Annotated in this window: 20 protein-coding genes and 1 tRNA gene; 11 read left to right on the forward strand and 10 right to left on the reverse strand. The window is 69.6% G+C overall.

The features are described from left to right. Positions 1 to 261 precede the first annotated feature (261 nt). Positions 262 to 1,374, reverse strand: a complete 1,113-nt coding sequence (locus ACIA8X_RS03925) for a LacI family DNA-binding transcriptional regulator (RefSeq protein ID WP_393455763.1) — start codon at positions 1,372 to 1,374, stop codon at positions 262 to 264. Positions 1,375 to 1,802: 428 nt separating this feature from the next. On the opposite strand from ACIA8X_RS03925, the gene hisC reads away from it, so the two are divergent. Further along, positions 1,803 to 2,882 (forward strand): histidinol-phosphate transaminase, encoded by a 1,080-nt coding sequence (gene hisC / locus ACIA8X_RS03930; protein ID WP_399457716.1) that lies wholly within the window; start codon positions 1,803 to 1,805, stop codon positions 2,880 to 2,882. 11 nt (positions 2,883 to 2,893) lie between these two features. Here hisC and ACIA8X_RS03935 read toward each other — a convergent pair whose 3' ends face one another. Continuing rightward, a complete protein-coding gene (locus ACIA8X_RS03935) occupies positions 2,894 to 3,280 on the reverse strand; it encodes a cyclophilin-like fold protein (protein WP_393455769.1) in 387 nt (128 codons plus the stop codon). A 142-nt stretch (positions 3,281 to 3,422) separates the two neighbouring features. Between ACIA8X_RS03935 and ACIA8X_RS03940 the strand changes: the two genes are divergently transcribed. The 4 genes from ACIA8X_RS03940 (at position 3,423) to ACIA8X_RS03955 (ending at position 10,739) form a co-directional block, all read left to right on the forward strand. Next, positions 3,423 to 4,931 carry a cytochrome ubiquinol oxidase subunit I gene (locus tag ACIA8X_RS03940; protein ID WP_399457717.1) on the forward strand — a complete coding sequence of 503 codons (1,509 nt, stop codon included), beginning with the start codon at positions 3,423 to 3,425 and terminating at the stop codon, positions 4,929 to 4,931. Between the two features lie 20 nt (positions 4,932 to 4,951). Beyond that, positions 4,952 to 5,971, forward strand: a complete 1,020-nt coding sequence (gene cydB / locus ACIA8X_RS03945; RefSeq protein WP_393455775.1) for a cytochrome d ubiquinol oxidase subunit II — start codon at positions 4,952 to 4,954, stop codon at positions 5,969 to 5,971. A gap of 72 nt (positions 5,972 to 6,043) precedes the next feature. Next, entirely contained in the window at positions 6,044 to 9,547 is a 3,504-nt protein-coding gene (gene cydD / locus ACIA8X_RS03950; RefSeq protein WP_399457718.1) for a thiol reductant ABC exporter subunit CydD, read from the forward strand. 112 nt (positions 9,548 to 9,659) lie between these two features. Then, positions 9,660 to 10,739: a peptidoglycan DD-metalloendopeptidase family protein gene (locus ACIA8X_RS03955; protein ID WP_399457719.1), complete on the forward strand. Its 1,080-nt coding sequence runs from the start codon at positions 9,660 to 9,662 to the stop codon at positions 10,737 to 10,739. Positions 10,740 to 10,767: 28 nt separating this feature from the next. Here ACIA8X_RS03955 and ACIA8X_RS03960 read toward each other — a convergent pair whose 3' ends face one another. The 6 genes from ACIA8X_RS03960 to ACIA8X_RS03985 all read right to left on the reverse strand — a co-directional run bounded on the left by ACIA8X_RS03960 (position 10,768) and on the right by ACIA8X_RS03985 (position 17,161). Further along, positions 10,768 to 11,691, reverse strand: coding sequence for a Cof-type HAD-IIB family hydrolase (locus tag ACIA8X_RS03960; protein ID WP_393455784.1), 924 nt, complete (start codon positions 11,689 to 11,691; stop codon positions 10,768 to 10,770). A 112-nt stretch (positions 11,692 to 11,803) separates the two neighbouring features. Next, a complete protein-coding gene (locus ACIA8X_RS03965; RefSeq protein WP_393455787.1) occupies positions 11,804 to 12,706 on the reverse strand; it encodes an LLM class flavin-dependent oxidoreductase in 903 nt (300 codons plus the stop codon). A gap of 132 nt (positions 12,707 to 12,838) precedes the next feature. Next, positions 12,839 to 13,387: an RNA 2'-phosphotransferase gene (locus ACIA8X_RS03970; protein WP_393455790.1), complete on the reverse strand. Its 549-nt coding sequence runs from the start codon at positions 13,385 to 13,387 to the stop codon at positions 12,839 to 12,841. Between the two features lie 122 nt (positions 13,388 to 13,509). Beyond that, on the reverse strand, positions 13,510 to 14,442 hold the full coding sequence (locus ACIA8X_RS03975; protein WP_393455793.1) for a MerR family transcriptional regulator: 933 nt from the start codon (positions 14,440 to 14,442) through the stop codon (positions 13,510 to 13,512). Positions 14,443 to 14,543: 101 nt separating this feature from the next. Next, complete coding sequence (locus ACIA8X_RS03980) at positions 14,544 to 16,301, reverse strand: SDR family oxidoreductase (protein WP_399457769.1); 1,758 nt, start codon at positions 16,299 to 16,301, stop codon at positions 14,544 to 14,546. 8 nt (positions 16,302 to 16,309) lie between these two features. Then, positions 16,310 to 17,161 carry a M24 family metallopeptidase gene (locus ACIA8X_RS03985; RefSeq protein WP_393455796.1) on the reverse strand — a complete coding sequence of 284 codons (852 nt, stop codon included), beginning with the start codon at positions 17,159 to 17,161 and terminating at the stop codon, positions 16,310 to 16,312. 267 nt (positions 17,162 to 17,428) lie between these two features. On the opposite strand from ACIA8X_RS03985, the gene ACIA8X_RS03990 reads away from it, so the two are divergent. The 6 genes from ACIA8X_RS03990 to ACIA8X_RS04015 all read left to right on the forward strand — a co-directional run bounded on the left by ACIA8X_RS03990 (position 17,429) and on the right by ACIA8X_RS04015 (position 21,695). Beyond that, positions 17,429 to 18,430 carry an ABC transporter ATP-binding protein gene (locus ACIA8X_RS03990; protein ID WP_393456329.1) on the forward strand — a complete coding sequence of 334 codons (1,002 nt, stop codon included), beginning with the start codon at positions 17,429 to 17,431 and terminating at the stop codon, positions 18,428 to 18,430. Next, positions 18,420 to 19,343: an ABC transporter permease gene (locus tag ACIA8X_RS03995; protein ID WP_393455799.1), complete on the forward strand. Its 924-nt coding sequence runs from the start codon at positions 18,420 to 18,422 to the stop codon at positions 19,341 to 19,343. Before ACIA8X_RS03990 ends, ACIA8X_RS03995 begins: the two co-directional genes overlap by 11 nt. Beyond that, complete coding sequence (locus tag ACIA8X_RS04000; RefSeq protein WP_393455802.1) at positions 19,340 to 20,251, forward strand: ABC transporter ATP-binding protein; 912 nt, start codon at positions 19,340 to 19,342, stop codon at positions 20,249 to 20,251. Before ACIA8X_RS03995 ends, ACIA8X_RS04000 begins: the two co-directional genes overlap by 4 nt. A gap of 10 nt (positions 20,252 to 20,261) precedes the next feature. Continuing rightward, positions 20,262 to 20,981 (forward strand): ABC transporter permease subunit, encoded by a 720-nt coding sequence (locus ACIA8X_RS04005; RefSeq protein WP_393455805.1) that lies wholly within the window; start codon positions 20,262 to 20,264, stop codon positions 20,979 to 20,981. 125 nt (positions 20,982 to 21,106) lie between these two features. After that, a complete protein-coding gene (locus ACIA8X_RS04010) occupies positions 21,107 to 21,307 on the forward strand; it encodes a hypothetical protein (RefSeq protein ID WP_393455808.1) in 201 nt (66 codons plus the stop codon). Between the two features lie 282 nt (positions 21,308 to 21,589). Next, a tRNA-OTHER gene (locus ACIA8X_RS04015) sits at positions 21,590 to 21,695 on the forward strand. A gap of 193 nt (positions 21,696 to 21,888) precedes the next feature. Here the strand turns inward: ACIA8X_RS04015 and ACIA8X_RS04020 are convergent. Together ACIA8X_RS04020 and serS are read right to left on the reverse strand one after the other, a co-directional pair. After that, complete coding sequence (locus tag ACIA8X_RS04020; protein WP_393455811.1) at positions 21,889 to 22,692, reverse strand: HAD family hydrolase; 804 nt, start codon at positions 22,690 to 22,692, stop codon at positions 21,889 to 21,891. Beyond that, complete coding sequence (gene serS, locus ACIA8X_RS04025; RefSeq protein ID WP_393455814.1) at positions 22,689 to 23,966, reverse strand: serine--tRNA ligase; 1,278 nt, start codon at positions 23,964 to 23,966, stop codon at positions 22,689 to 22,691. Before serS ends, ACIA8X_RS04020 begins: the two co-directional genes overlap by 4 nt. Positions 23,967 to 24,474 lie beyond the last annotated feature (508 nt).

Raw genomic sequence — 24,474 nt, forward strand, 5'->3', positions numbered from 1 at the left:
TCGCAGCGGCCCGCGGGTGTCGTGGGCCCATCATAGGAATGCCGATCGCGCCATGTGATGACCCAGGGGTGGTGAATCGGAGCAGGACTCCTGTTCCCTGCGGCTTTCGCCCCGATTGGGCAGGGCTTCGGCCGCCCGATGACCTCGTCCCCCGTCGCTCCGCGACCCGTCTCCGGTGCTCTCGGGCCGGTGGCCGACCCTCCCCCGACCTGCGTCTGCCGCTTCCCCCGACCTGCTGCCACTGTCCTTCGCGAGCTGCCGCTACCGCTCCTCGGGCGACCGAGGCGGGCTGACCGTCGTGCGCGGCGGCCGTCGCTGGGACGAAGTACGCACGATCAGCTCGGTCGGTATCACCTGCTCGACCGGCTGGTCCGAATTCACACTCTCGATGGCGTCGATGAGGAGCTGGACCACGGCCGTACCGATGCGGCGCGGCTTCAGGGAGAGCGTGGTGATGGGCGGCTCGGTGTTGGCGTACACGGTGGACTCGCTGCAGCAGACCAGGAGCAGGTCGTCCGGTACGCGCAGGCCGTAGCGGCGGGCGGCGGCGAGCAGATCGGTGCCGTTCGGGTCGAACAGGCCGTAGACGGCGTCGGGGCGGTCGGGGCGGGCGAGCAGCCGGTCGGCGGCGACGGCGCCGGCGCACGGGTCGTGTGCCGGGTAGGCCTCGTACACCGGGTCCTGGCCGACCCGCTCGCACCAGCGCAGGTACGCGGTCGTCGACAGATGGGTGTACGTGTCCGTCGTAGTACCGGTCAGCAGGCCGATGCGGCGGGCGCCGGCGTCGGCCAGGTGGTCGAGGATGCCGAGTACGGCGGCCTCGTGGTCGTTGTCGACCCAGGCGGTGACCGGGAGCGAGCCGGCCGGACGGCCGTCGGAGACCACCGGCAGCCCCTGTCTGACCAGTTCGCTGACGACCGGGTCCTGGTCGGACGGGTCGATGACGACCGTGCCGTCGAGGGCGACGTTCGACCACACGTCGTGGCGTGAGGTCGCGGGGAGGATCACGAGGGCGTAGCCGCGGGCGAGCGCGGCCGAGGTGGCCGCGCGGGCCATCTCGGCGAAGTACGCGAACTCGGTGAAGGTGAAAGGTTCATCCCCGTATGTCGTCACGGTCAGGCCGATGAGGCCCGACTTACCGGTACGGAGCGTGCGGGCGGCGGCCGAGGGCCGGTAGCCCAGTCGGTCGGCGACCTCGCGGACATGGCGTCGGGTGGCGTCCGGGAGCCTGCCCTTGCCGTTGAGAGCGTCGGAGACGGTTGTGATGGAGACGCCGGCAGCGGCGGCCACGTCTCTGATCCCCGCCCGCCCGGGCCGACTGCCTCGGCGTGAGGTTTCCGCGCGGCTCACCTGGTGCTTCCCTGCTGCTGTCATGGCGAGCCGATAGTAGGGCTCATGCGGTGGGGTAGTGCGGACGCATATGCACCCGTTGACAGGTACGTTTCTGCAAGGTCAATAGGCGTCAAAGCCCTTGGAAACCAAGGGAGTTGAACGATCCAATAGTAGGACGTGACTTGTCGGCACGCACGGGCCTGCCAAGTGCCCGATGTTTCGAAGAGGTCTCAACTCACCTTCACGGGTGATGCGCGCCAGGGCGTGAGCCACCGGCGCATAGATATATGTGTGATGCGCCCCCCAATTCGTACAGCTTCGTACAGTGATGCCCCTGATGCAGGTGTGACAGAAGGGGTCCGCAGTCGAGGGCGTCCCACCTGTACGCATCGGCGTCGAATCCTCATAAGGTGAGGAGTATTGGAGCCGGCGGTGATGACGGGCCGCCGGTGGTCGCGAGGAGGACTGCGGTGAGCGAGACGAGCCCCAAGCTGCGCGCCGAGCTGGAGGGTATCCCCACCTACAAGCCGGGCAAGCCCGCCGCGGCCGGTGGTCCGGTGGCCTACAAGCTGTCCTCCAACGAGAACCCCTATCCGCCGCTGCCCGGCGTGATGGAGTCCGTGACCGCCGCCGCCTCGTCCTTCAACCGCTACCCGGACATGATGTGCGCGGCGCTCATGAACGAGCTGTCGGACCGCTTCGGCGTCCCGGCCTCCCACCTGGCCACCGGGACCGGCTCGGTCGGCGTCGCCCAGCAGCTGGTGCAGGCCACCTCCGGGCCCGGCGACGAGGTCATCTACGCCTGGCGGTCCTTCGAGGCGTACCCGATCATCACGCAGATCAGCGGCGCCACCAGGGTGCAGGTGCCGCTGACGCCGGGTGATGTGCACGACCTGGACGCGATGGCCGCCGCGATCACCGACCGGACCAGGCTGATCTTCGTCTGCAACCCCAACAATCCGACGGGCACCGTGGTGAAGCGGGCCGAGCTGGAGCGGTTCCTGGACCGGGTGCCCGGCGATGTGCTGGTGGTGCTCGACGAGGCGTACCGCGAGTTCATCCGCGACCCCGAGGTGCCGGACGGCGTGGAGATCTACCGTGAGCGGCCGAACGTCTGCGTCCTGCGGACGTTCTCCAAGGCGTACGGCCTCGCCGGTCTCCGTGTCGGCTTCGCGATCGCCCATGAGCCGGTCGCGGCGGCGCTGCGCAAGACGGCCGTGCCCTTCGGGGTGAGCCAGCTGGCGCAGGACGCGGCGATTGCCTCGCTGCGTGCCGAGGACGAACTGATCGGCCGGGTCGGCTCGTTGGTGTGCGAGCGGAACCGTGTGGTCGACGGGCTGCGTGCCCAGGGCTGGACGGTGCCCGAGACCCAGGCCAACTTCGTGTGGCTGCGGCTGGGGGAGCGCACGGTCGACTTCGCGGCGGCGTGTGAGCAGCACGGCGTGGTGGTCCGGCCGTTCCCGGGCGAGGGTGTGCGGGTGACGGTCGGGGAGGCCGAGGCGAACGACATCTTCCTGAAGGTGGCGGAAGGGTTCCAGAAGGAGCTGTAGGGCTCCGCCCGTCAGGCCAGTTCCACGCGCACGGGGTCGCCGTCGCGCACCGTCGCCAGCAGGCCCGGGTCGCCGTCAATGGTCCCCAGAATGTTGCACGGGCTCGCCAGGCGGCACTCGTCACCCTTCGAGATCGGCGTGGGCCCGTAGGGGAGGGCGAGGGCGTCGCCGTCCGTCCAGAAGGCGACCGTGCCCGGCTCTACGACCTGCCGGGCGTTGGTTTCACGTGGAACGGCGACGCCTGTGTCGAAGTAGACCTCCTCGCCCCATGTGCGGGCGGTCGAGACGAGGGGCAGTGCCTTGGTGAGGGCCTGCGCGGTCGGGGTGTCGTCGAGGCTCGCGGTGAGGTTCCCCGCGGGCCATGAGATCCGTATCCGGAGGGGTGTCTGTGTCTGCATGCAGCAGATTCAACAATATGTTGAAGTTCACGCCAAGGGGTTGACCCGAACAAGGGACCCCCCGTACGGGCCCGGTTGGCGCGTGCTGCATAATTGCTTGTGAATGTGAACGCTTTCACAAGCGTAGGTAAGGAGCGGCGACGTGGACCTGGCTTTGGCGCCGGAGACTCTGGCGCGCTGGCAGTTCGGTATCACCACCGTCTACCACTTTCTGTTCGTCCCCCTGACGATCTCGCTGGCCGCCCTGACGGCCGGGCTGCAGACCGCCTGGGTGCGCACGGAGAAGGAGAAGTACCTCAGAGCGACGAAGTTCTGGGGCAAGCTCTTCCTGATCAACATCGCGATGGGTGTGGTCACCGGCATCGTGCAGGAATTCCAGTTCGGCATGAACTGGTCCGACTACTCCCGCTTCGTCGGCGACGTCTTCGGCGCTCCGCTCGCCTGCGAGGCCCTGATCGCCTTCTTCTTCGAGTCCACCTTCATCGGTCTGTGGATCTTCGGCTGGGACAAGTTGCCCAAGAAGATCCACCTGGCCTGCATGTGGATGGTCTCCATCGGCACGATCCTGTCGGCGTACTTCATCCTGGCGGCCAACTCGTGGATGCAGCACCCGGTCGGCTACCGGATCAACGAGGCGAAGGGACGGGCCGAACTCACCGACTTCTGGCTCGTGTTGACCCAGAACACCGCGCTCGCCCAGGCCTTCCACACCCTCTCGGCGGCCTTCCTCACCGGTGGCGCGTTCATGGTCGGCATCTCCGCCTTCCACCTGGTCCGCAAGAAGCACATCAGTGACATGAAGACCTCGCTGCGGCTCGGCCTGGTCACCGTCGTCATCGGCGGCATGCTCACCGCGATCAGCGGTGATGTCCTCGGCAAGATCATGTACGAGCAGCAGCCGATGAAGATGGCCGCGGCCGAGGCCCTCTGGGACGGCGAGGCGCCCGCGCCCTTCTCGGTCTTCGCCTACGGCGACGTCGACAAGGGCCACAACAAGGTCGCCATCGAGATCCCCGGCCTGCTGTCCTTCCTCGCCAAGGACGACTTCACCTCGTACGTCCCCGGCATCAACGACGTCAACAAGGCCGAGCAGGAGAAGTTCGGGCCCGGCGACTACCGGCCCAACATCCCCGTCGCCTACTGGGGCTTCCGCTGGATGATCGGCTTCGGCATGGCGTCGTTCACCATCGGCCTGATCGGACTCTGGCTGACCCGCAAGAAGTTCATGCTGCCGCAGCACCTGAGGGTCGGTGACGACGAGGTGCCGCATCTGGTGCTGCTCCCGAAGAAGGCGCTCGGCCCGAAGCTGACCAAGTGGTACTGGCGCATCGCGATCCTGACGCTGGGCTTCCCGCTGATCGCCAACTCCTGGGGCTGGATCTTCACCGAGATGGGCCGTCAGCCGTGGGTCGTCTACGGCGTCCTGCAGACCCGGGACGCGGTCTCCCCCGGTGTCTCCCAGGGTGAGGTCCTCACCTCGATGATCGTCTTCACCACGCTCTACGCCATCCTCGCCGTCGTCGAGGTCAAGCTCCTCGCGAAGTACGTCAAGGCCGGCCCGCCCGAGCTGACGGAAGCCGACCTGAACCCGCCCACGAAGATCGGCGGCGACTCCCGTGACGCCGACAAGCCGATGGCCTTCTCGTACTAGGCCGAGGGAGCTGCACAGTCATGGAACTTCACGACGTCTGGTTCGTCCTGATCGCCGTCCTGTGGATCGGATACTTCTTCCTGGAGGGCTTCGACTTCGGGGTCGGCGTCCTCACCAAGCTGCTGGCCCGCAACCGGCCCGAGAAGCGGGTGCTGATCAACACCATCGGCCCCGTCTGGGACGGCAACGAGGTGTGGCTGCTCTCGGCCGGCGGTGCGACCTTTGCCGCCTTCCCCGAGTGGTACGCCACGCTCTTCTCCGGCTTCTACCTGCCCCTGCTGCTCATCCTGGTCTGTCTGATCGTCCGGGGTGTCGCCTTCGAGTACCGGGCGAAGCGGCCGGAGGAGAAGTGGCAGCGCAACTGGGAGCACGCCATCTTCTGGTGCTCGCTGATCCCGGCGTTCGCGTGGGGCGTGGCCTTCGCCAACATCGTGCGGGGCGTGAAGATCGACCAGAGCCATGAGTACGTCGGCAACGTCCTGGACCTGCTCAACCCGTATGCGCTCCTCGGTGGTCTGGTGACGCTGACGCTGTTCACCTTCCACGGCGCGGTGTTCACCGCTCTCAAGACCGTCGGGGACATCCGGGAGCGGGCGCGGAAGCTGGCCCTGTGGGTCGGCCTCGCCACCGCTGTGCTGGCGCTGGTCTTCCTGCTCTGGACGCAGGTCGAGAACGGCGACGGTCAGAGCCTGGTCGCCCTCGTGGTGGCCGTGGTCGCGCTGGTGGCGGCGTTGGTGGCGAACCAGGCCGGGCGCGAGGGATGGTCGTTCGCCTTCTCCGGCGTCACTATCGTGGCCGCCGTCGCGATGCTCTTCCTGACGCTCTTCCCGAACGTCATGCCGTCCTCGCTCAATGACGCGTGGAGCCTCACGGTCACCAACGCCTCGTCGAGCCCCTACACCCTGAAGATCATGACCTGGTGTGCGGTGATCGCCACGCCGATCGTCATGCTCTACCAGGGTTGGACCTACTGGGTGTTCCGCAAGCGGATCGGTACGCAGCACATCGCTGCGGATGCCGCCGCGGGATCCGCGCACTGAGTCCGCTGCGGCGGGGCGGTTCACGATGTTTCACGTGAAACCCCCCGCCCTGGACCGAAGGGCCTGTTTCACGTGAAACCGATCGATCCGCGGCTTCTCCGATACGCCCGCGCCACTCGCCTCTTCCTGATCACGGTCGTCGGCCTGGGTGCCGTCGGTGCCGGGCTGGTCATCGCGCAGGCGATGCTCATCGCCGAGATGGTGGTGGGTGCCTTCCAGCACGGGATGGCCGCCGCTGAACTGCGCACTCCCCTGCTGTTGTTGGTGGCTGTCGCGGCCGGTCGCGCCGTGGTCGCATGGCTCACCGAACTCGCCGCGCACCGCGCCGGCGCGGCCGTGAAGTCGGAGCTGCGGGGGCGGCTGCTGGAGCGGGCGGCGGAGCTGGGGCCCGGCTGGCTGAGCGGACAGCGGACCGGATCGCTGGTCGCCCTCGCCACACGGGGAGTTGACGCGCTCGACGACTACTTCTCGCGCTATCTGCCGCAGTTGGGGCTCGCGGTGGTCGTACCGGTGGCGGTGCTGGCGCGGATCGTGACCGAGGACTGGGTCTCGGCGGCCATCATCGTCGGTACCCTGCCGCTCATTCCGATCTTCATGATGCTGATCGGCTGGGCCACGCAGTCCCGGATGGACCGTCAGTGGCGGCTGCTGTCCCGGCTGTCCGGACACTTCCTGGACGTGGTCGCGGGGCTGCCGACGCTGAAGGTGTTCGGGCGGGCCAAGGCGCAGGCCGAGTCGATCCGGCGGATCACCGGCGAATACCGCAGGGCGACCATGCGGACGCTGCGGATCGCCTTCATCTCCTCCTTCGCGCTGGAGCTGCTCTCGACGCTCTCGGTGGCCCTCGTCGCCGTGACCATCGGCATGCGGCTCGTCCACGGCGAGATGCATCTGTACGACGGCCTGGTCATCCTCGTGCTGGCGCCCGAGGCCTATCTGCCGTTGCGTCAGGTGGGTGCGCAGTACCACGCGGCGGCCGAGGGGCTGTCCGCGGCCGAGGAGATCTTCGAGGTGCTGGAGACTCCCGTGCCGGCGGCGGGTACCGCCGCGGTGCCGACGGGAGCGGTGGCGTTCGCGTTCGAGGGAGTCTCGGTCCGCTACCCCGGGCGGTCCGCCGACGCCGTGTCGGACACGTCCTTCACCGTCGAGCCCGGGGAGACGGTCGCGCTTGTCGGACCGAGCGGCGTGGGCAAGTCGACGCTGCTGAACGTGCTGTTGGGGTTCGTGCGGCCGACCGAGGGGCGCGTGTTGGTCGGCGGAGCCGATCTCGCCGACCTCGATCTGGAGGAGTGGTGCTCACGGATCGCCTGGGTACCGCAGCGACCGCACCTGTACGCCGGGACGATCGCCGAGAACGTACGGCTGGCGCGTCCCGACGCCGACGACGCTGCCGTACGGCGGGCGCTGGAGGACGCCGGGGCGCTGGAGTTCGTTGACGCGCTGCCCCTGGGCGTCGACACCGCGCTGGGCGAGGACGGGGCCGGGCTGTCGGCGGGGCAGCGGCAGCGGCTCGCGCTGGCCCGGGCGTTCCTCGCGGACCGGCCCGTGTTGCTGCTCGACGAGCCGACGGCCGCACTCGACGGGGCTACCGAGGCCGAGGTCGTGGAGGCCGTGCGGAGGCTGGCGGTGGGCCGGACGGTGCTGCTGGTGGTCCACCGGCCCGCGTTGCTGGGGGTGGCGGATCGCGTGGTGCGACTCGCGGAAGCCGTGGGACCCGTACCGGCGGAAGGCCTGCCCAGGGCGTCCGTTGTCCGTCCGATCGAGCAGCACGCGCACGGCGGTTCCGCCTCGGACGACGCCGAGGCCGTGTCGCTCACCACGGACGCACAGGGTGTCCTCGCCCGCGTCCGCGCGATGTCCGGTCCCCGGCGTGGCCGTCTCGCCCTCGCGCTGCTGCTCGGGAGCCTCGCGCTCGGCAGCGCCGTCGGGCTCATGGCCACCTCCGGGTGGCTCATCTCGCGGGCCTCGCAGCAGCCGCCCGTGCTCTATCTGATGGTGGCCGTGACGGCGACGCGGGCCTTCGGTATCGGGCGGGCCGTGTTCCGGTACGCCGAGCGGCTGGTGTCGCACGACGCCGTGCTGCGGATGCTGGCCGACACCCGGGTCGCCGTGTACCGGCGGCTGGAGCGGCTGGCACCCGCCGGGCTGCGCCGCACCCGACGGGGCGACCTGCTGTCGAGGCTCGTCGCCGATGTGGACGCGCTGCAGGACTACTGGCTGCGGTGGCTGTTGCCCGCCGCTGCCGCGACCGTCGTGTCCGCGGGGGCCGTCGGCTTCACGGCCTGGCTGCTGCCCGAGGCCGGTGCCGTGCTCGCCGTAGGGCTGCTGGCCGCCGGAGCCGGAGTCCCGCTGGTCACGGGCGCCGTGGCCCGCCGTGCCGAGCGCAGGCTGGCGCCCGCCCGCGGAGTCCTCGCGACGCGCGTGACGGACCTGCTCACCGGCACCGCCGAACTGACCGTCGCCGGCGCCCTGCCCGGCCGTACGGCCGAGGTGCGGCGGGCCGACGGGACGCTCACCCGGATCGCCTCGCGGGCCGCCACCGCGACCGCGCTCGGCGACGGACTCACCGCGCTGGTCTCCGGGCTCACCGTCGCCGCCACCGCCCTCGTGGGCGCTCAGGCGGTCGCCGACGGGCGGCTGGGCGGCGTGACGATGGCCGTCGTCGTCCTCACCCCGCTGGCGGCCTTCGAGGCCGTCCTGGGGATGCCGCTCGCCGTGCAGTACCGACAGCGGGTGCGCAAGAGCGCCGAGCGCGTCTACGAGGTGCTGGACGCGCCCGAGCCCGTACGGGAGCCGGAGAGCCCCCGGCAGGCGCCCACGTCGCCCTTCCCGGTCGCCGTCAGGGGCCTGACCGCCCGCCACACGGGGCAGGACCGGGATGCCCTCGCCGGCCTCGACCTGACCCTGGAGAAGGGGCGCCGGATCGCCGTCGTCGGGCCGTCCGGGTCCGGCAAGACCACGCTGGCGCAGGTGCTGTTGCGGTTCCTCGACGCGGAGGCGGGCTCGTACACGCTGGGCGGTGTGGACGCGCACGCGCTGGACGGCGACGACGTACGGCGGCTCGTCGGGCTGTGCGCACAGGACGCGCACCTCTTCGACAGCTCCGTACGCGAGAACCTGCTCCTCGCCAAGAAGGACGCCACCGAGGACGAGCTGCGCGACGCCCTGAAGCGGGCCCGGCTACTCGACTGGGCCGACGGTCTGCCCGACGCGCTGGACACACTCGTGGGCGAGCACGGGGCGCGGCTGTCGGGCGGGCAGCGGCAGCGGCTCGCGCTGGCCCGCGCGCTGCTCGCCGACTTCCCCGTCCTCGTCCTCGACGAGCCCGCCGAGCATCTCGACCTGCCCACCGCGGACGCCCTCACCGCCGACCTGCTGACCGCCACCGAGGGCCGTACGACCCTGCTCATCACCCATCGACTGGCCGGGCTGGAGGCCGTGGACGAGGTGGTCGTCCTGGACGAGGGGCGTGTGGTGCAGCGAGGGGCGTTCGCGGAGCTCGTCGCCGCGGACGGGCCGTTGCGGGGGATGGTGGCGCGGGAGGAACAGGCGGATCTTCTGGTGGGGACGCCGTAGCCCTGGCGTCACTCGCGTCAACACCAATACTGACCCGTCCGCAGCAACACATTCCCCCAGGCGTACGACCTGAACAGGACCGTGACCCGGTTCGCGGGCCACGATCGCTGACATGCGCTCACATCGCCGACGTCTCGTGCTCGTCCCGGCACTGCTGTGCGCGCTCGCCGTCCTTGCCGTCCTGCCTGCCGCCGCCGGCGACGGGAAGGGCACCGCGGGCCGCAACAGCAGCGGGACCGGTGGCGACTCGGTGCTCAGCGCGCAGGTGGTGCGGCTGTACGCGGACGCGGCCAAGGCGACGCAGCGGTACGAGGCGGGCCGGAAGAAGGCCGAGGTGCAGCGGGCCAAGGCACAGCGGATCGAGTCGCTGCTCGACCGCGAGCGGCGGGAGATCAGCGCTCTGCACGAGGACCTGGGACGGATCGCAAGCGCCCAGTACCGCAGCGGCGGTGGGATGCCGCTCACCGCGCAGATCATCCTCGCGAAGAACCCGGACGAGCTGATGCGCGGTCAGCACGTCTTCTCCCAGACGAACATGGTCGTCAGCAACGCCATCGAGAAGAACCGGCGCGCCGAGTCCCGGCTCGCCAAGGACGAGTCCAGGGCCGCGGCGGCCTGGCAGAAGCTGGAGAAACGCAACGCCGAACTCGCCGACCTGAAGAAGGGCATCGAGCAGAAGCTCGAAGAGGCGCGGTGGCAGTTGCAGGGGAAGGCCGACGCTTCGGTGGCCGCCGGCTCCTGCAGTGGTGCCGTCCGGCTCGACCAGCCGAAGAGGGACTTCAGGAGCGAGTGGGTCGCGCCGGTGGAGACGTACGAGTTGTCCGCGGCGTTCGGCAACGGCGGGGTGAGGTGGGCGCACCTGCACACCGGGCAGGACTTCGCGGTGCCGATCGGCACGCCGGTGCGGGCCGTCGGGGACGGGCGTGTGGTGAGGGTGTCGTGCGGGGGCGCCTTCGGCATGGAGATCGTGCTGCGGCACGCGGACGGCTACTTCACGCAGTACGCCCATCTGGCCGCCGTCACCGTGGACCAGGGCGAGCGGGTCGATGCCGGGCAGTGGATCGGCCAGTCGGGCACGACCGGGAACTCCACCGGCCCGCACCTGCACTTCGAGGTGCGGGTCACCGCGGAGCTGGGCTCGGCGGTGGATCCGGTGCCGTGGCTGACGGCGCGGGGAGTGGGGCTCGGGTAGGCCCGGGGACTGCCACGCAGGACGGGCGCTAGTTCCGCTCCGCCAGCAGCTGTTCGATCACGACCGCCACACCGTCCTCGTTGTTGGCGACCGTCCGCCCCGACGCGGCGGCGATGACGTCCGGGTGCGCGTTGCCCATCGCGTACGACTGCCCCGCCCAGGTCAGCATCTCCACGTCGTTCGGCATGTCGCCGAAGGCGACGACCTCCTCGTGCGAGATACCGCGCTCGGCGCAGCACAGCGCGAGTGTGCTGGCCTTGGAGACGCCGGGGCCGCTGATCTCCAGCAGGGCGCTGGGGCTGGAGCGGGTGACGTTGGCACGGTCGCCGATGGCGAGGCGGGCGAGGGTGAGGAAGGCGTCGGGGTCGAGGGTGGGGTGGTAGGCGAGGATCTTCAGCACCGGCTCGCCGGCTCCGGGGGCGTCCGGTGCCAGGAGGTGCTCGGCCGGCGCGAGCTCGTCCGGTATCTCCATGTGCAGCTTGGGGTAGTCCGGCTCCTGGTAGAAGCCGTACGTCTGCTCCACCGCGTACACCGTGCAGGGCGCCGCGTCACGCAGCAGCCGTACGGCGTCCAGCGCGTTGTCCCGTGCCAGCTCCCGCACCTTCACGAACCGGTGGGTGCCGGGGCCGCCGTGCAGGTCGACCACCGCGGCGCCGTTTCCGCAGATCGCGAGGCCGTGACCGTGGACATGGTCGCTGACGACGTCCATCCAGCGGGCCGGGCGGCCGGTGACGAAGAACACCTCGATGCCCGCCTCCTCGGCCGCGGCCAGCGCGGCGACCGTGCGCGGGGAGACCGACTTGTCGTCCCGCAGCAGGGTGCCGTCCAGGTCGGTGGCGATGAGCCGCGGGCGGAGGGTGGGGGCGCCCTGCCCGAGCGCGGTCGAGAGCTCGGGGGAGGCCGGGGGCTGGGGCCGTCGAGTCGCTGAGGTCACCGGGTCATTCTCCTGCATATGCCTGCACGGCCGTGCGGCAGTCCGCACATCTGATGCGGCACCTGAGGAGAAACCGCCCCTGAGGACGCCGCCGACGACCGCCTCACCAGCACCGTTGCGCCTGGCCGCCTCATCGAAGCTGTGCGGCGGCGTCCATGGCGATCTGCTCGAAGACCTTCTCGTCGGCCGCGAAGTCCGACTCGGGGATGGGCCAGTGGATCACGATCTCGGTGAATCCCAGTTCCTGATGGCGCCCCGCGAAGTCCACGAACGCGTCCAGGGACTCCAGCGGACGGGCGCGGTCCGGGGTGAACCCGGTGAGCAGGATCTTGTCGAGCTCGCCGGCGTCCCGGCCGATCTCCGCGCAGGCGTCGGCCAGCTTCTCGGCCTGTCCACGAATGGCTTGAACCGACTGTTCAGGAGTGCCGTTCTCGTACAGCTTGGGGTCGCCGGTGGTCACCCAGGCCTGCCCGTACCGTGCCGCGAGCCGCAGCCCGCGCGGCCCGGTCGCCGCGACCGCGAAGGGCAGCCGGGGGCGCTGCACACAGCCCGGGATGTTGCGCGCCTCGTGCGCCGAGTAGAAGTCGCCCTCGTACGACACCGTGTCCTCGGTCAGCAGCCGGTCCAGCAGGGCGACGAACTCGGCGAACCGGTCGGCACGCTCGCGCGGCGTCCAGGGCTCCTGGCCGAGCGCGGTGGCGTCGAAGCCGGTGCCGCCCGCGCCGACGCCGAGTGTGATCCGCCCGCCCGAGATGTCGTCGAGGGAGATCAGCTCCTTGGCATAGGGCACGGGATGCCGGAAGTTCGGCGAGGTCACCAGGGTGCCCAGCCGCAGATTGTCGGTGACCGCAGCGGCGGCGGTCAGGGTCGGCACGGCACCGAACCACGGGCCGTCCCGGAAGCTGCGCCAGGAGAGGTGGTCGTAGGTGTACGCGCCGTGGAAGCCGAGCTGCTCCGCGCGCTGCCACTGCTCACGGCCTCCCTCGGACCAGCGGCGGTACGGGAGGATCACGGTGCTCAGGCGCAGACTCATGTTTCGAGCGTAAGCGGCCGAACGGGTTTCACGTGAAACGGTCACCGCACGCGGCTGCTCGGCGACGGAGTGGGGCTGATCATCGGGGCACTCGATGCCCTCGATGGTGACCGGTGCACTCCTCGACGGTGATCAGTGCGACTGGGGAAAGCGCAGGTACTCCGGCGGCACGGCCCGCGTCAGCCACACCCCGTTCGCGCTGACGTGGAAGACATGGCCGTCGCGGTGCATGGCGCCGGCGTCCACGGAGAGCACCACGGGGCGGCCACGCCGGGCGCCGACCCGGGTCGCGGTCTCGCGGTCGGCCGAGAGGTGCACGTCGTGCCTGTTCATGGGCCTGAGGCCCGCGTCGCGGATCGCGTCCAGGTTGCGGGCCACGGTGCCGTGGTAGAGGTACGGCGGCGGTGTCGCCGGGGGCAGTCCGAGGTCGACGTCGATGCTGTGGCCCTGGCTGGCGCGGATGCGGGTGCCCTCGATCGCGAAGCGCTTCTTGTCGTTGGCGGCGACCACGTGGTCCAGCTCTTCCCGGGTGAAGCGGAATCCGTGGGCGGCCGCGGCGGCGATCAGCGTGTCGATTTCGACCCACCCGCCCTCGTCGAGGATCAGCCCGATTCGCTCCGGCTGATGGCGCAGGTGCTTCGAGAGGTACTTCGACACCTTCACGGTGCGTCTTTCGTCCATGCCGCCAGCCTGCCGGGAGCGACACGAATCACGCGAATGATTTCGCTCTCGATGTTTGATCCACAACCAAGTGCTGTTATCCACAGGGGAATTGGCGATTCTGTGGACAACGAGCCGTCGTTTCAAGGGGTTTCGTCAAGATCAGCTGATGAACTGTGATTTGCGGCGAGCAGGTCCAAGGACCGTGCCCGTACTTCCCGTTCGGCGGCAAGTGCGATGAACTCAGCGGCCTGCTTCGGGCCAACCAGTCTCTCCACGGCCTGCATTGTCTCCACGGGGATCGGTACGTTTCGCGTGTTTTTGCGATGATCTGGCTCCTCGTCTGCTCCGAGGCGCTGACGCAGGTGCCGGACCGCCAACAGCCGCATTGCGCGAGCGAGTTCCGCGTCCACCGTGTGCTGTGCGAGCGGGCGCAGCCGTCGTACGAGAGAGGCCGCTTCGGCCGCTTCCGCGTCGGTCGGAAGGTGTGTCCCGTCGAGGTAGCGGGCGAAGACGTGCTCGGTGGTGAACTCCAGGAATCGGGCGGCGATGTGCTCGACCTGACCTCTCAACTCCCTTAGATGATCTGAGATCGCGGACAGTGGGACCCCGGCTTCGTGCAACTCGACGGCCACAGCGAGCTCTTGAGGGCTCGGCACGACGAAGGAGTCCGGGTCGCCCGGGACCGGCTCCAGCACGCCGAGCTCCACGGCGTCGGCCACCGCCGCGTCGTCCGGCGTGCCGCCGAAGCGCTTGTCCAGCTCGGCGCGGGAGATCCGTACCGCCTCCTCGTCGGTCCACGGCCCCTCCACCTCGGCTGCCAGACCGAGCACCCCGCCCAGGCCGCGACCGGCGTCCCAGGCCTCCAGGAGCTCCTTGATGGAGGCCAGGGTGTAGCCGCGGTCGAGGAGGTCGGCGATCTGGCGCAGGCGGACGAGATGGGCGTCCGAGTAGACGTTGGCCCGGCCACGCCGCTCGGGGCGGGGGAGCAGGCCGCGGTCCTGGTAGGCGCGGATGGTGCGGACGGTGGCACCGCTGAGGTGCGCGAGGTCCTCGATCCGGTACGCATGGTCCACGCTCGACCGCCTCCGCCCGCTGTCGTACCGTCAGTTGCCGGCCGTCCACGGCGCAAGTGGCCGTGCGCCTGCCGCGCTCCGCTCGTGCCCGCCGCCTTCGATCACAGCGGTGGCTCCAGCCGTGCGATCGCCCGCAGCGCCCTCGGCGCGAACCTGGACATGAGATACGACCCGCGCGCCTCCGGCGTCACCGGAACGACGGCCTCACCGCGCACCACCGCCCGCAGAATCGCGTCGGCGACCTTCTCCGGCGGGTAGTTCCGCAGCCCGTACAGCCGCGCGGACTTCTTCTGGCGCCGCTTCTCCTCCTCGGCGTCGACCCCGGCGAAGTGCGCGGTCGAGGTGATGTTGGTGTTGACGAGGCCGGGGCATATCGCCGTCACGCCGATGCCCTGGCCGGCCAGCTCCGCGCGCAGGCACTCGCTCAGCATCAGCACGGCGGCCTTGGAGGTGCTGTAGGCGGGCAGTGCCTTGGAGGGCTGGTACGCCGCGGCCGACGCGGTGTTGACGATGTGGCCGCCCTGACCACGCTCGGCCATCTGCCTGCCGAAGAGGCGGCAGCCGTGGATGACGCCCCAGAGGTTGACGTCGAGGACCTTCTTCCAGTCCTCCGGGGTGGTGTCGAAGAAGGAGCCCGACAGGCCGATCCCGGCGTTGTTCACCAGGACGTCCACCACGCCGTAGTCGCCGGCGACCTTCTCGGCGAGCTTCTCCATGGCCTGCTCGTCGGAGACGTCGACGGTCTCCGCCCAGGCCTCGGGCGCGCCGATCAGACGCGACATCTCGGCGGTGCGGGCCGCGGACTCGGCGTCCCGGTCGACGGCGACCACGCGCGCGCCCGCCTCGGCGAACGCGTACGCCGTCGCCCGTCCGATGCCGCTGCCGGCGCCGGTGACGAGGACGAGCTGACCGCCGAAGCGATCGGCGTATTTGCCGGTCGCCGTCACTCCTTCAGGGCGCCCACCTTCCACGGACGTCACGAACTCCGTGATCCACGCGACCAGTTGGTCGGGGCGGCTGCGCGGGATCCAGTGCTTCGCGGGAAGCGTGCGCCGGGTCAACTGCGGAACCCACTGCTCCAGTTCGTCGTAGAGCCGCTCGGACAGAAACGCGTCGCCGAGGGGGGTGATGAGCTGCACGGGCGCGTGTGCGTAGGCGTCCGGGCGCGGCCGGCGCAGTCGGGCCCGAATGTTGTCGCGGTACAGCCATGCGCCGTGCGCCGCGTCCGTCGGCAGGGACGAGGTCGGGTAGCCGCCGCCGGGGACCTTCTCCATGCGTTCCAGGATGCGCGGCCAGGTCTTGCCGAGGGGGCCGCGCCAGGCCAGTTCGGGCAGCACGGGCGTGTGCAGCGCGTAGACGTACCAGGACTTGGCGCCCTGGCCGAGGAGTTGGCCGACCCGGCGTGGGGTGGGGCGCTTCAGACGCCTGTTGATCCAGTGGCCGAAGTGGTCGAGGGACGGGCCGGACATCGAGGTGAACGAGGCGATCCGGCCCTCGGTGCGCTCGACGGTGGTGAACTCCCAGGACTGCACCGAGCCCCAGTCGTGCCCCACGAGATGTACGGGTCTGCCCGGGCTGACCGCGTCCGCGACGGCCAGGAAGTCGTCCGTCAGCTTCTCCAGCGTGAACCCGCCCCGCAGCGGCCGCGGCGCCGTGGACCGGCCATGCCCCCGGACGTCGTACAGCACGACATGGAAGCGGTCGGCCAGGCGCGGCGCGATCTCGGACCACACCTCCTTGCTGTCCGGATAGCCGTGCACGAGGATCACCGTCGGCTGCCCGGGGTCGCCCAGCTCGGCGACGCACAGCTCGACCCCGCCGGTCCGCACCCGGCGCTCGCGCGCGCCCTGAAGAGTCACCGGCACCGTCACTTCTCCTCCGCCCAGCGCCGCACGTGCGGCAGGTCGTCGTCCAGCCAGAAGGCGCTCTCCTCGGGATCCCGGGAGTCGGTCACGACGAGGATCTCCTCGAACTTCGCGCCCGTACCCCTGAAGCCCAGGTGCGGTTCGACCGCCCACAGGCCCGGCTGCGGGGGATGGTCGGAGAAGCGGTACGGCGACCACAGCGGGGACCAGCCCTCGCGGTGACCGTGCAACGCGTCGCTCGCCAGGCCCTTCAGGGACTGGGTGCCGAACCCGAAGACATGCGCTGACCAGCGGCGTTGTCGGACCCGGTCGACTTTGTGCGCGATCACACCGAAGGGGTAGGCGCGGTGCCGGTTGGCGTAGCCCTGGCGGACCATGAGCCGGTCCACGTCCTCGTAGATCTCCCGCAGCGGCCGCCGCTCGCGCACCTCGCGCAGGATCAGCTCCCGGTGCGCCTCCAGGTCGGCCATCAGCTTGTCCTGCACCGGGTTGATGCCGAGCGAGCCCGAGTAGCCGATGTCGGCCGTGCAGCCGTCGTACACAGGGGCCATGTCCAGGATGAACGGCATCCCGGGCTCCAGGCGGCGGTTGGTCGGGAAGAACTGCAAGGGGACGCGGAAGTTCACGAACGCCGTGCGGTCCCCGAACCAGGCGAAGGGCAGATGGAACCAGTCCCGCACCCCGCGCTCACGCAGCCACTCGCGCTGCATGCGCGCCGCCTCGCGCTCGGTGATACCCGGCTCCAGCTGCGCCGCCACGGCCTCCGCGCACTCGTACGCCAGCCGCTGGACCCGTCTGAACCCGTGCAATTCCGCGGATTCCGTACGGAGTTCGCCTGTCGCTGCCGTCGTCATGCCACCGCCCCACTTTGTCCACGCTGACTGCGGTACGTGTCCGTAACTTGACACTGGCGAATGTGACAGTTGTTAGAGGCTGCGTCAATAGGGCTGCCGAGGGCTGTGGAAAACCCTGCCGCCATGCCGGCCGATGTGGAAAACCAGGGCCGCGTTGTTCGACCTCAGGGTGACCCCTAGGTGCCCGTACATCTGGAGTCTGACCCCAAGACAGCTCTACGGGGTGACGACCGGCGTGGTCCGCGTCACTACCTTCGAAGCGTGACTGTGATCGCGACCGAAAGCCTGAGCAAGCGGTTCCCCCGGGTGACCGCGCTTGACCGGCTCTCCGTGGACGTCGGGCCCGGTGTGACCGGACTCGTCGGAGCCAATGGAGCCGGCAAGTCCACACTGATCAAGATCCTGCTGGGTCTGTCCCCCGCCACCGAGGGCCGAGCCGAAGTGCTCGGACTCGATGTCGCCACCAAGGGCGCCACCATCCGCGAGCGGGTGGGGTACATGCCGGAGCACGACTGCCTGCCGCCCGACGTCTCGGCCACCGAGTTCGTCGTGCACATGGCCCGCATGTCCGGCCTGCCGCCCACCGCCGCGCGCGAGCGCACCGCTGACACGCTGCGCCACGTCGGTCTGTACGAGGAGCGCTACCGCCCCATCGGCGGCTACTCGACCGGCATGAAGCAGCGCGTGAAGCTGGCGCAGGCCCTGGTCCACGACCCGCAGCTGGTCTTCCTGGACGAGCCGACCAACGGCCTCGACCCGGTCGGCCGCGACGACATGCTCGGACTCATCCGCCGTATCTACACGGACTTCGGCATCTCGGTCCTGGTCACCTCGCACCTGCTGGGCGAACTGGAGCGCACCTGTGACCACGTCGTCGTGGTCGACGGCGGCAAGCTCCTGCGCTCCAGCTCCACCACCGACTTCACCCAGACCACGACGACCCTCGCCATCGAGGTCACCGACACCGACGCACACCCGGACGGCACCCACGCGGTGCGCGACGCGCTCCACGCGCGTGGGGTGGACGTTCTCGACGGCAGCGGCGGCCTCCCGGGCGCCGGACACATCCTGCTGCTCACCGCGCAGGGCGACGAGACCTACGACCTGGTACGGGACGTGGTCGCCGACCTCGGCCTCGGCCTGGTGCGCATGGAACAGCGCCGGCACCACATCTCGGAGGTCTTCACGGACAGCGAGCAGGGTGAGGAACGCGGCAGCGAACAGAGCACCGACGCACAGCGCAAGGAGGCGGTCGGCCATGGCGGTTGAGCACCCCGTAGCGACGACGTCGGGTGACCAGACCCGTATCCACAACATCGGCTACCGCGCGTACGACGGCCCCCGACTCGGCCGCTCCTACGCCACCCGCTCGCTCTACTCGCAGTCCCTGCGCGGCGCCTACGGCCTCGGCCGCTCGGTGAAGTCCAAGGTGCTGCCGATGCTGCTGTTCGTGGTGATGTGCGTGCCCGCGGCCATCATGGTCGCCGTCGCGGTCGCCACCAAGGCCAACGACCTGCCCGTCGACTACACGCGCTACGCGATCGTCATGCAGGCCGTGATCAGCCTGTACGTCGCCTCGCAGGCGCCCCAGTCCGTCTCCCGCGACCTGCGCTTCAAGACCGTACCGCTGTACTTCTCGCGGCCCATCGAGACCGCCGACTACGTACGGGCGAAGTTCGCGGCCCTCGCCTCCGCGCTGTTCCTCCTCACAGCGGCCCCGCTCCTGGTGCTCTATGTGGGCGCGCTGCTGGCCAAGCTCGACTTCGCCGACCAGACCAAGGGATTCGCACAGGGACTCGTCTCCGTGGCACTGCTCTCGCTGCTGTTCGCCGGTATCGGCCTGGTCATCGCGTCGGTCACCCCGCGCCGCGGCTTCGGCATCGCGGCCGTGATCGCCGTCCTGACCATCTCCTACGGCGCCGTGTCCACGCTCCAGGCCATCGCCGACGCGCAGTCCCTCGACGGCGGCGGCAGCAGCGGCGCCATCGCCTGGATCGGCCTCTTCTCGCCGATCACACTCATCGACGGCGTGCAGTCCGCCTTCCTGGGCGCGAGCTCCGCGTTCCCCGGTGCGGTGGGCCCGAGCAACGGCGAAGGCGTCGTCTACGTCCTCGTCACCCTGGGCCTGATCGCCGCCAGCTACGGCCTCATGATGCGCCGCTACCGAAAGGTCGGACTGTGACCACGCTCACCATCGACCATGTCTCCCGCTGGTTCGGCAACGTGGTCGCCGTCAACGACGTCACCATGACGATCGGCCCCGGCGTCACGGGCCTCCTCGGACCGAACGGCGCCGGAAAGTCCACCCTCATCAACATGATGGGCGGCTTCCTGGCCCCCTCCACCGGCACCGTCACCCTCGACGGCCAGCAGGTGTGGCGCAACGAGGCCATCTACAAGCACATCGGCATCGTCCCCGAGCGCGAGGCGATGTACGACTTCCTCACCGGCCGCGAATTCGTCGTCGCCAACGCCGAGTTGCACGGCCTGGGCGCCAAGGCCGCCCAGACGGCCCTGGCCACGGTCGAGATGGAGTACGCGCAGGACCGCAAGATCTCGACGTACTCCAAGGGCATGCGCCAGCGCGTGAAGATGGCGTCCGCCCTGGTCCACAACCCCTCGCTGCTCCTCCTGGACGAGCCCTTCAACGGCATGGACCCTCGCCAGCGCATGCAGCTCATGGACCTGCTGCGACGCATGGGCGACGAGGGACGCACGGTGCTGTTCTCGTCCCACATCCTCGAAGAGGTCGAGCAACTCGCCTGGCACATCGAGGTGGTGGTCGCCGGACGGCACGCGGCCAGCGGTGACTTCCGCAAGATCCGCCGCCTGATGACCGACCGCCCGCACCGCTACCTGGTGCGCTCCAGCGACGACCGCGCCCTCGCGTCCGCGCTGATCGCCGACCCGTCGACGTCCGGCATCGAGGTCGACCTGGCCGAGGGCGCGTTGCACATCCAGGCCGTCGACTTCGGCCGCTTCACCGCCCTGCTGCCCAGAGTGGCGCGCGACCACGGCATCCGCCTGCTCACCGTCTCGCCGTCGGACGAGTCCCTCGAGTCCGTCTTCTCGTATCTCGTCGCGGCGTAGGAGGCCGAAGATGTACGACCCCACAGTCGCCCGGCTCACCTACCGGGCCCTGCTCGGCCGTCGCCGGGCCCTCATCCTGGGCGCGTTGCCGCTCCTGCTCATCGTCATCTCCGTGTTCGTGCGCCTCCTCGCCGGAGCCGACGACCAGACCGCGTCGGACCTGCTCGGCGGGCTCGCCCTCGCCACCATGGTGCCGATCATCGGCGTCATCGCCGGCACGGGTGCGATCGGGCCGGAGATCGACGACGGCTCGGTGGTGTATCTGCTGTCCAAGCCGGTGAAACGGCCCACGATCATCTTCACCAAGCTGATCGTGGCGATCGCCGTCACGATGGTGTTCTCGGCGCTGCCCACCTTCATCGCCGGATTCATCCTCAACGGCAACGGCCAGCAGATCGCCGTCGCCTACACGGTCGCGGCGCTCGTCGCCTCCATCGCCTACGCCGCGCTCTTCCTGCTCCTCGGCACGGTGTCCCGGCATGCGGTGGTCTTCGGGCTCGTCTACGCGCTCGTCTGGGAGGCCCTGTTCGGCTCCCTGGTGCCGGGTGCGCGCACGCTGAGCGTCCAGCAGTGGTCGCTGGCGGTGGCGCAGAAGGTCGCCGGCGGGGACATGGTTACGTCGGACGTCGGGCTGACCACGGCGACGGTGCTGCTGGCCGCGGTCACCGTGCTCGCGACCTGGTACGCGGGGCAGAAGCTGCGGTCGCTGACGCTGGCGGGTGAGGAGTAGCCGGCCGGGGAGTAGACGGCAGGCAGTGAAGAGCCGGGCCCCTGAGGGGGCCCGCTCTTGACGGGGGCTTCACCTCTGTCCGGGCACACTGGGCAAAAGCGGATGTTCGGTTGAGAGGACCGGGTATGGCAGACGATTGGGACGACCTCGTCCTGGACGAGGACTTCGTACGGTCCGCGGAGACGTCCGAGCCGTCCGCCCGGGCCCGGATGCTGGCCGAGCGCTGGCGCCGTCAGGAGCCCGAGCCGCAGCCGTGGCGCTCGGACGAACCGCCTGCCGGGTGGTTCTTCAGCAAGGCGCGGCGGCGCAAGTGGCGGCGGCGTTGATCCCCGTACGGCCTTGATCCCAGTACGGCCGTTTTATTCGGTGGCGCCCAACTCGGCGTACAGGCAGCATGATTGTGTCGAAGACGCTGGTTGAGGCCGGCGCCGCGCTCTGGGAGAGGAGTTGGGCGATGTCCATGCACGACAGTACGTTCAGCTCCCGACAGGGCAGTCCGCGGCGGGTTCCGGTGTAGTTACCCCACCGTCGACCCCGCTCCGCACACGGAGCTGCCCGGGGCGGCCGCTTCGAGCACGCGATGTCGCTCTCGCGTGGGCCGCCCACCCGGAGGATTGGCCGAGTGGTAAGGCACTGGCTTGCGCTGTGTTCAATTAAAGGCGAGTCAAGGTCGGGCCTGAAAAGCCCGCGCACGTTCGATTCGTGCATCCTCCGCGAGACGTTGCCACTGAGGCTGGGCCGCAGTCCAGGGCTTGGCGCGTTGAGAAGGTACCCGGCGCTGCAGCCCACCCTCCCCCACTCTCGGCTTCGCTCGAGCGGGGGGACCCCCATCGCGCTGCGGAACGACTGCCCACGGCGGTCGCGGATACGGCGGCCCTTGGCTTGACGAGGCGAGGTGCTCGCAGCCTCAGCCGAGCAACCGCTCCAGCACCACCGCGATCCCGTCCTCCTCGTTGGAGGACGTCATCTCGTCCGCCACCGCCTTGAGTTCCTCGTGGGCGTTGGCCATCGCCACCCCGTGTGCCGACCAGGCGAACATCGGGATGTCGTTCGGCATGTCGCCGAAGGCGATCGTGTCGGCGGCCTTGAGGCCCAGGCGGCGGGCAGCCAGCGACAGTCCCGTTGCCTTCGACAGGCCCAGGGGCAGCAGTTCCACGATGCCCTCGCCCGCCATCGCCACCGTGACGAAACCGCCGGCGGCCTGGCGGGCGGCCTCGGCCAGTTCGTCGTCCGACAGCCTTGGGTGCTGTATGTAGATCTTGTTCAGCGGGGCGGACCACAGATCCGACGCGTCCGTGAACGGGGTCGACGGGAGCGTGCCTGTGACCGCGTAGCCGGGGCCCACGAGCACGTCGCCGTCCAGGCCGTCCCGACTGGCCGCCAGGAACAGCGGGCCGACCTCCGCCTCGATCTTGGCCAGCGCCACGCCCGCCAGCTGGCGGTCCAGGGTGACCGAGGTCAGCAGGCGGTGCTCGCCGGCGTCGTAGACCTGCGCGCCCTGGCCGCAGACGGCGAGGCCGTGGTAGCCGAGGTCGTCGAGGATGGGCCGGGTCCATGGGACGGCGCGACCCGTGACGACGATGTGCGCGGCGCCCGCCTCGGTGGCCGCGGCGAGGGCGTCACGGGTGCGGCGCGAGACCGACTCGTCGGAGCGCAGAAGCGTTCCGTCGAGGTCGGTCGCGATCAGCTGGTACGGGAAGCCGGCGCTCACTTGGCGACCGGCTCCAGGACCTCCCGGCCGCCCAGGTACGGGCGCAGCACCTCGGGGACCCGGACGGAGCCGTCGGCCTGCTGGTGGTTCTCCAGGATCGCCACGATCGTGCGCGGTACGGCACACAGCGTGCCGTTCAGCGTCGCCAGCGGCTGCACCTTCTTGCCGTCGCGCATGCGGACGGACAGCCGGCGTGCCTGGAAGCCGTCGCAGTTGGAGGCCGAGGTCAGCTCGCGGTACTTGCCCTGGGTCGGGATCCACGCCTCGCAGTCGAACTTGCGGGACGCCGACGAGCCCAGGTCGCCCGAGGCCACATCAATCACCTGGAAGGGCAGCTCAAGGCCGGTCAGCCACTGCTTCTCCCATTCCAGGAGCCGCTTGTGCTCGTTCTCCGCGTCCTCCGGGGCGACGTACGAGAACATCTCGACCTTGTCGAACTGGTGCACGCGGAAGATGCCGCGCGTGTCCTTGCCGTAGGTGCCGGCCTCGCGACGGAAACACGGCGAGAAGCCGGCGTAGCGCAGCGGCAGCTTCTCGGCGTCGAGGATCTCGTCCATGTGGTACGCGGCGAGCGGGACCTCGGAGGTGCCGACCAGGTAGTAGTCGTCCTTCTCCAGGTGGTAGACGTTCTCCGCGGCCTGGCCGAGGAAGCCGGTGCCCTCCATGGCGCGCGGGCGGACCAGCGCCGGGGTGAGCATCGGGATGAACCCGGCCTCGGAGGCCTGGGCGATCGCCGCGTTGACCAGCGCCAGTTCCAGCAGGGCGCCGACACCGGTGAGGTAGTAGAAGCGGGAGCCGGACACCTTGGCGCCGCGCTCGACGTCGATGGCGCCCAGCGCCTCGCCGAGCTCCAGGTGGTCCTTGGGCTCGAAGCCCTCGGCGCCGAAGTCGCGGATGGTGCCGTGCGTCTCCAGGACGACGAAGTCCTCCTCGCCGCCGACCGGGACGTCGGGGTGCACGAGGTTGCCGAGCTGGAGCGCGAGGCGCTTGGTCTCCTCGTCGGCCTCGTTCTGCTCGGCGTCGGCCGCCTTGACGTCGGCGGCCAGCTGGCTCGCCTTCTTCAGCAGCTCGGCCTTCTCGTCGCCCGAGGCCTTGGGGATGAGCTTGCCGAGGTTCTTCTGCTCGGAACGCAGCTCGTCGAAGCGGACGCCGGACGACCTGCGCCGCTCGTCGGCAGACAGGAGGGAGTCGACGAGCGCGACGTCCTCTCCACGGGCGCGCTGGGAGGCGCGCACTCGGTCGGGGTCCTCACGGAGCAGGCGAAGGTCAATCACGCGCCCAAGGCTACCGGGGTGGGGTGACAGGCCACGACTCGCTATTCCGAACTGCGGCTTACGTTCAGCTATGGGGGAATTGCGAGGCGTGTCAATAAAAAGGGTCTCACTCCCTGGAACGGGGCACGGGTGCGGCGGCCAGTTGACCCGATTCCCTTGTGGAGAACGGGACTTGGGGCTCGGTTGTCCACAGGAATCCCCAGCCTCCGAAGAGTTATCCACAGGCTGTGTGGATGGGTTGTGGACGTCGGAATTGATCACTCCGTAACGCGGCGCGCGAGTCGAGGATTCCCAGGACAAACCCTACGCATCCCCACTTTCGAGTGGATAGCGGTCGCCCCAAAGGATTGCCCAAAGGAAAAGAGTGGACGAAGGGTGACTTGCGCGGTGGTGGACGCCGACGGGCCTCGGGGAGCGATTTGTCGACAGGGTCACGCTTGCCTGTCGACTTGTCCCCAGGTCGAGTTGAGGACCTGTGGATAACTCCTGTGGATAACGATAATCGGCT

It is taken from the genome of Streptomyces sp. NPDC051738, from assembly GCF_044453205.1.
Taxonomy (GTDB): Bacteria; Actinomycetota; Actinomycetes; order Streptomycetales; family Streptomycetaceae; genus Streptomyces.

Coding starts and splice junctions, on each gene's coding strand:
- ACIA8X_RS03955 (WP_399457719.1), top strand. CDS start 9,660: ATGCGCTCACATCGCCGACGTCTCGTGCTCGTCCCGGCACTGCTGTGC.
- ACIA8X_RS03935 (WP_393455769.1), bottom strand. CDS start 3,280: ATGCAGACACAGACACCCCTCCGGATACGGATCTCATGGCCCGCGGGG.
- cydB (WP_393455775.1), top strand. CDS start 4,952: ATGGAACTTCACGACGTCTGGTTCGTCCTGATCGCCGTCCTGTGGATC.
- ACIA8X_RS03995 (WP_393455799.1), top strand. CDS start 18,420: ATGGCGGTTGAGCACCCCGTAGCGACGACGTCGGGTGACCAGACCCGT.
- ACIA8X_RS03970 (WP_393455790.1), bottom strand. CDS start 13,387: ATGGACGAAAGACGCACCGTGAAGGTGTCGAAGTACCTCTCGAAGCAC.
- ACIA8X_RS03965 (WP_393455787.1), bottom strand. CDS start 12,706: ATGAGTCTGCGCCTGAGCACCGTGATCCTCCCGTACCGCCGCTGGTCC.
- ACIA8X_RS04010 (WP_393455808.1), top strand. CDS start 21,107: ATGGCAGACGATTGGGACGACCTCGTCCTGGACGAGGACTTCGTACGG.
- ACIA8X_RS03985 (WP_393455796.1), bottom strand. CDS start 17,161: ATGACGACGGCAGCGACAGGCGAACTCCGTACGGAATCCGCGGAATTG.
- ACIA8X_RS03925 (WP_393455763.1), bottom strand. CDS start 1,374: ATGACAGCAGCAGGGAAGCACCAGGTGAGCCGCGCGGAAACCTCACGC.
- ACIA8X_RS03960 (WP_393455784.1), bottom strand. CDS start 11,691: ATGCAGGAGAATGACCCGGTGACCTCAGCGACTCGACGGCCCCAGCCC.
- ACIA8X_RS04005 (WP_393455805.1), top strand. CDS start 20,262: ATGTACGACCCCACAGTCGCCCGGCTCACCTACCGGGCCCTGCTCGGC.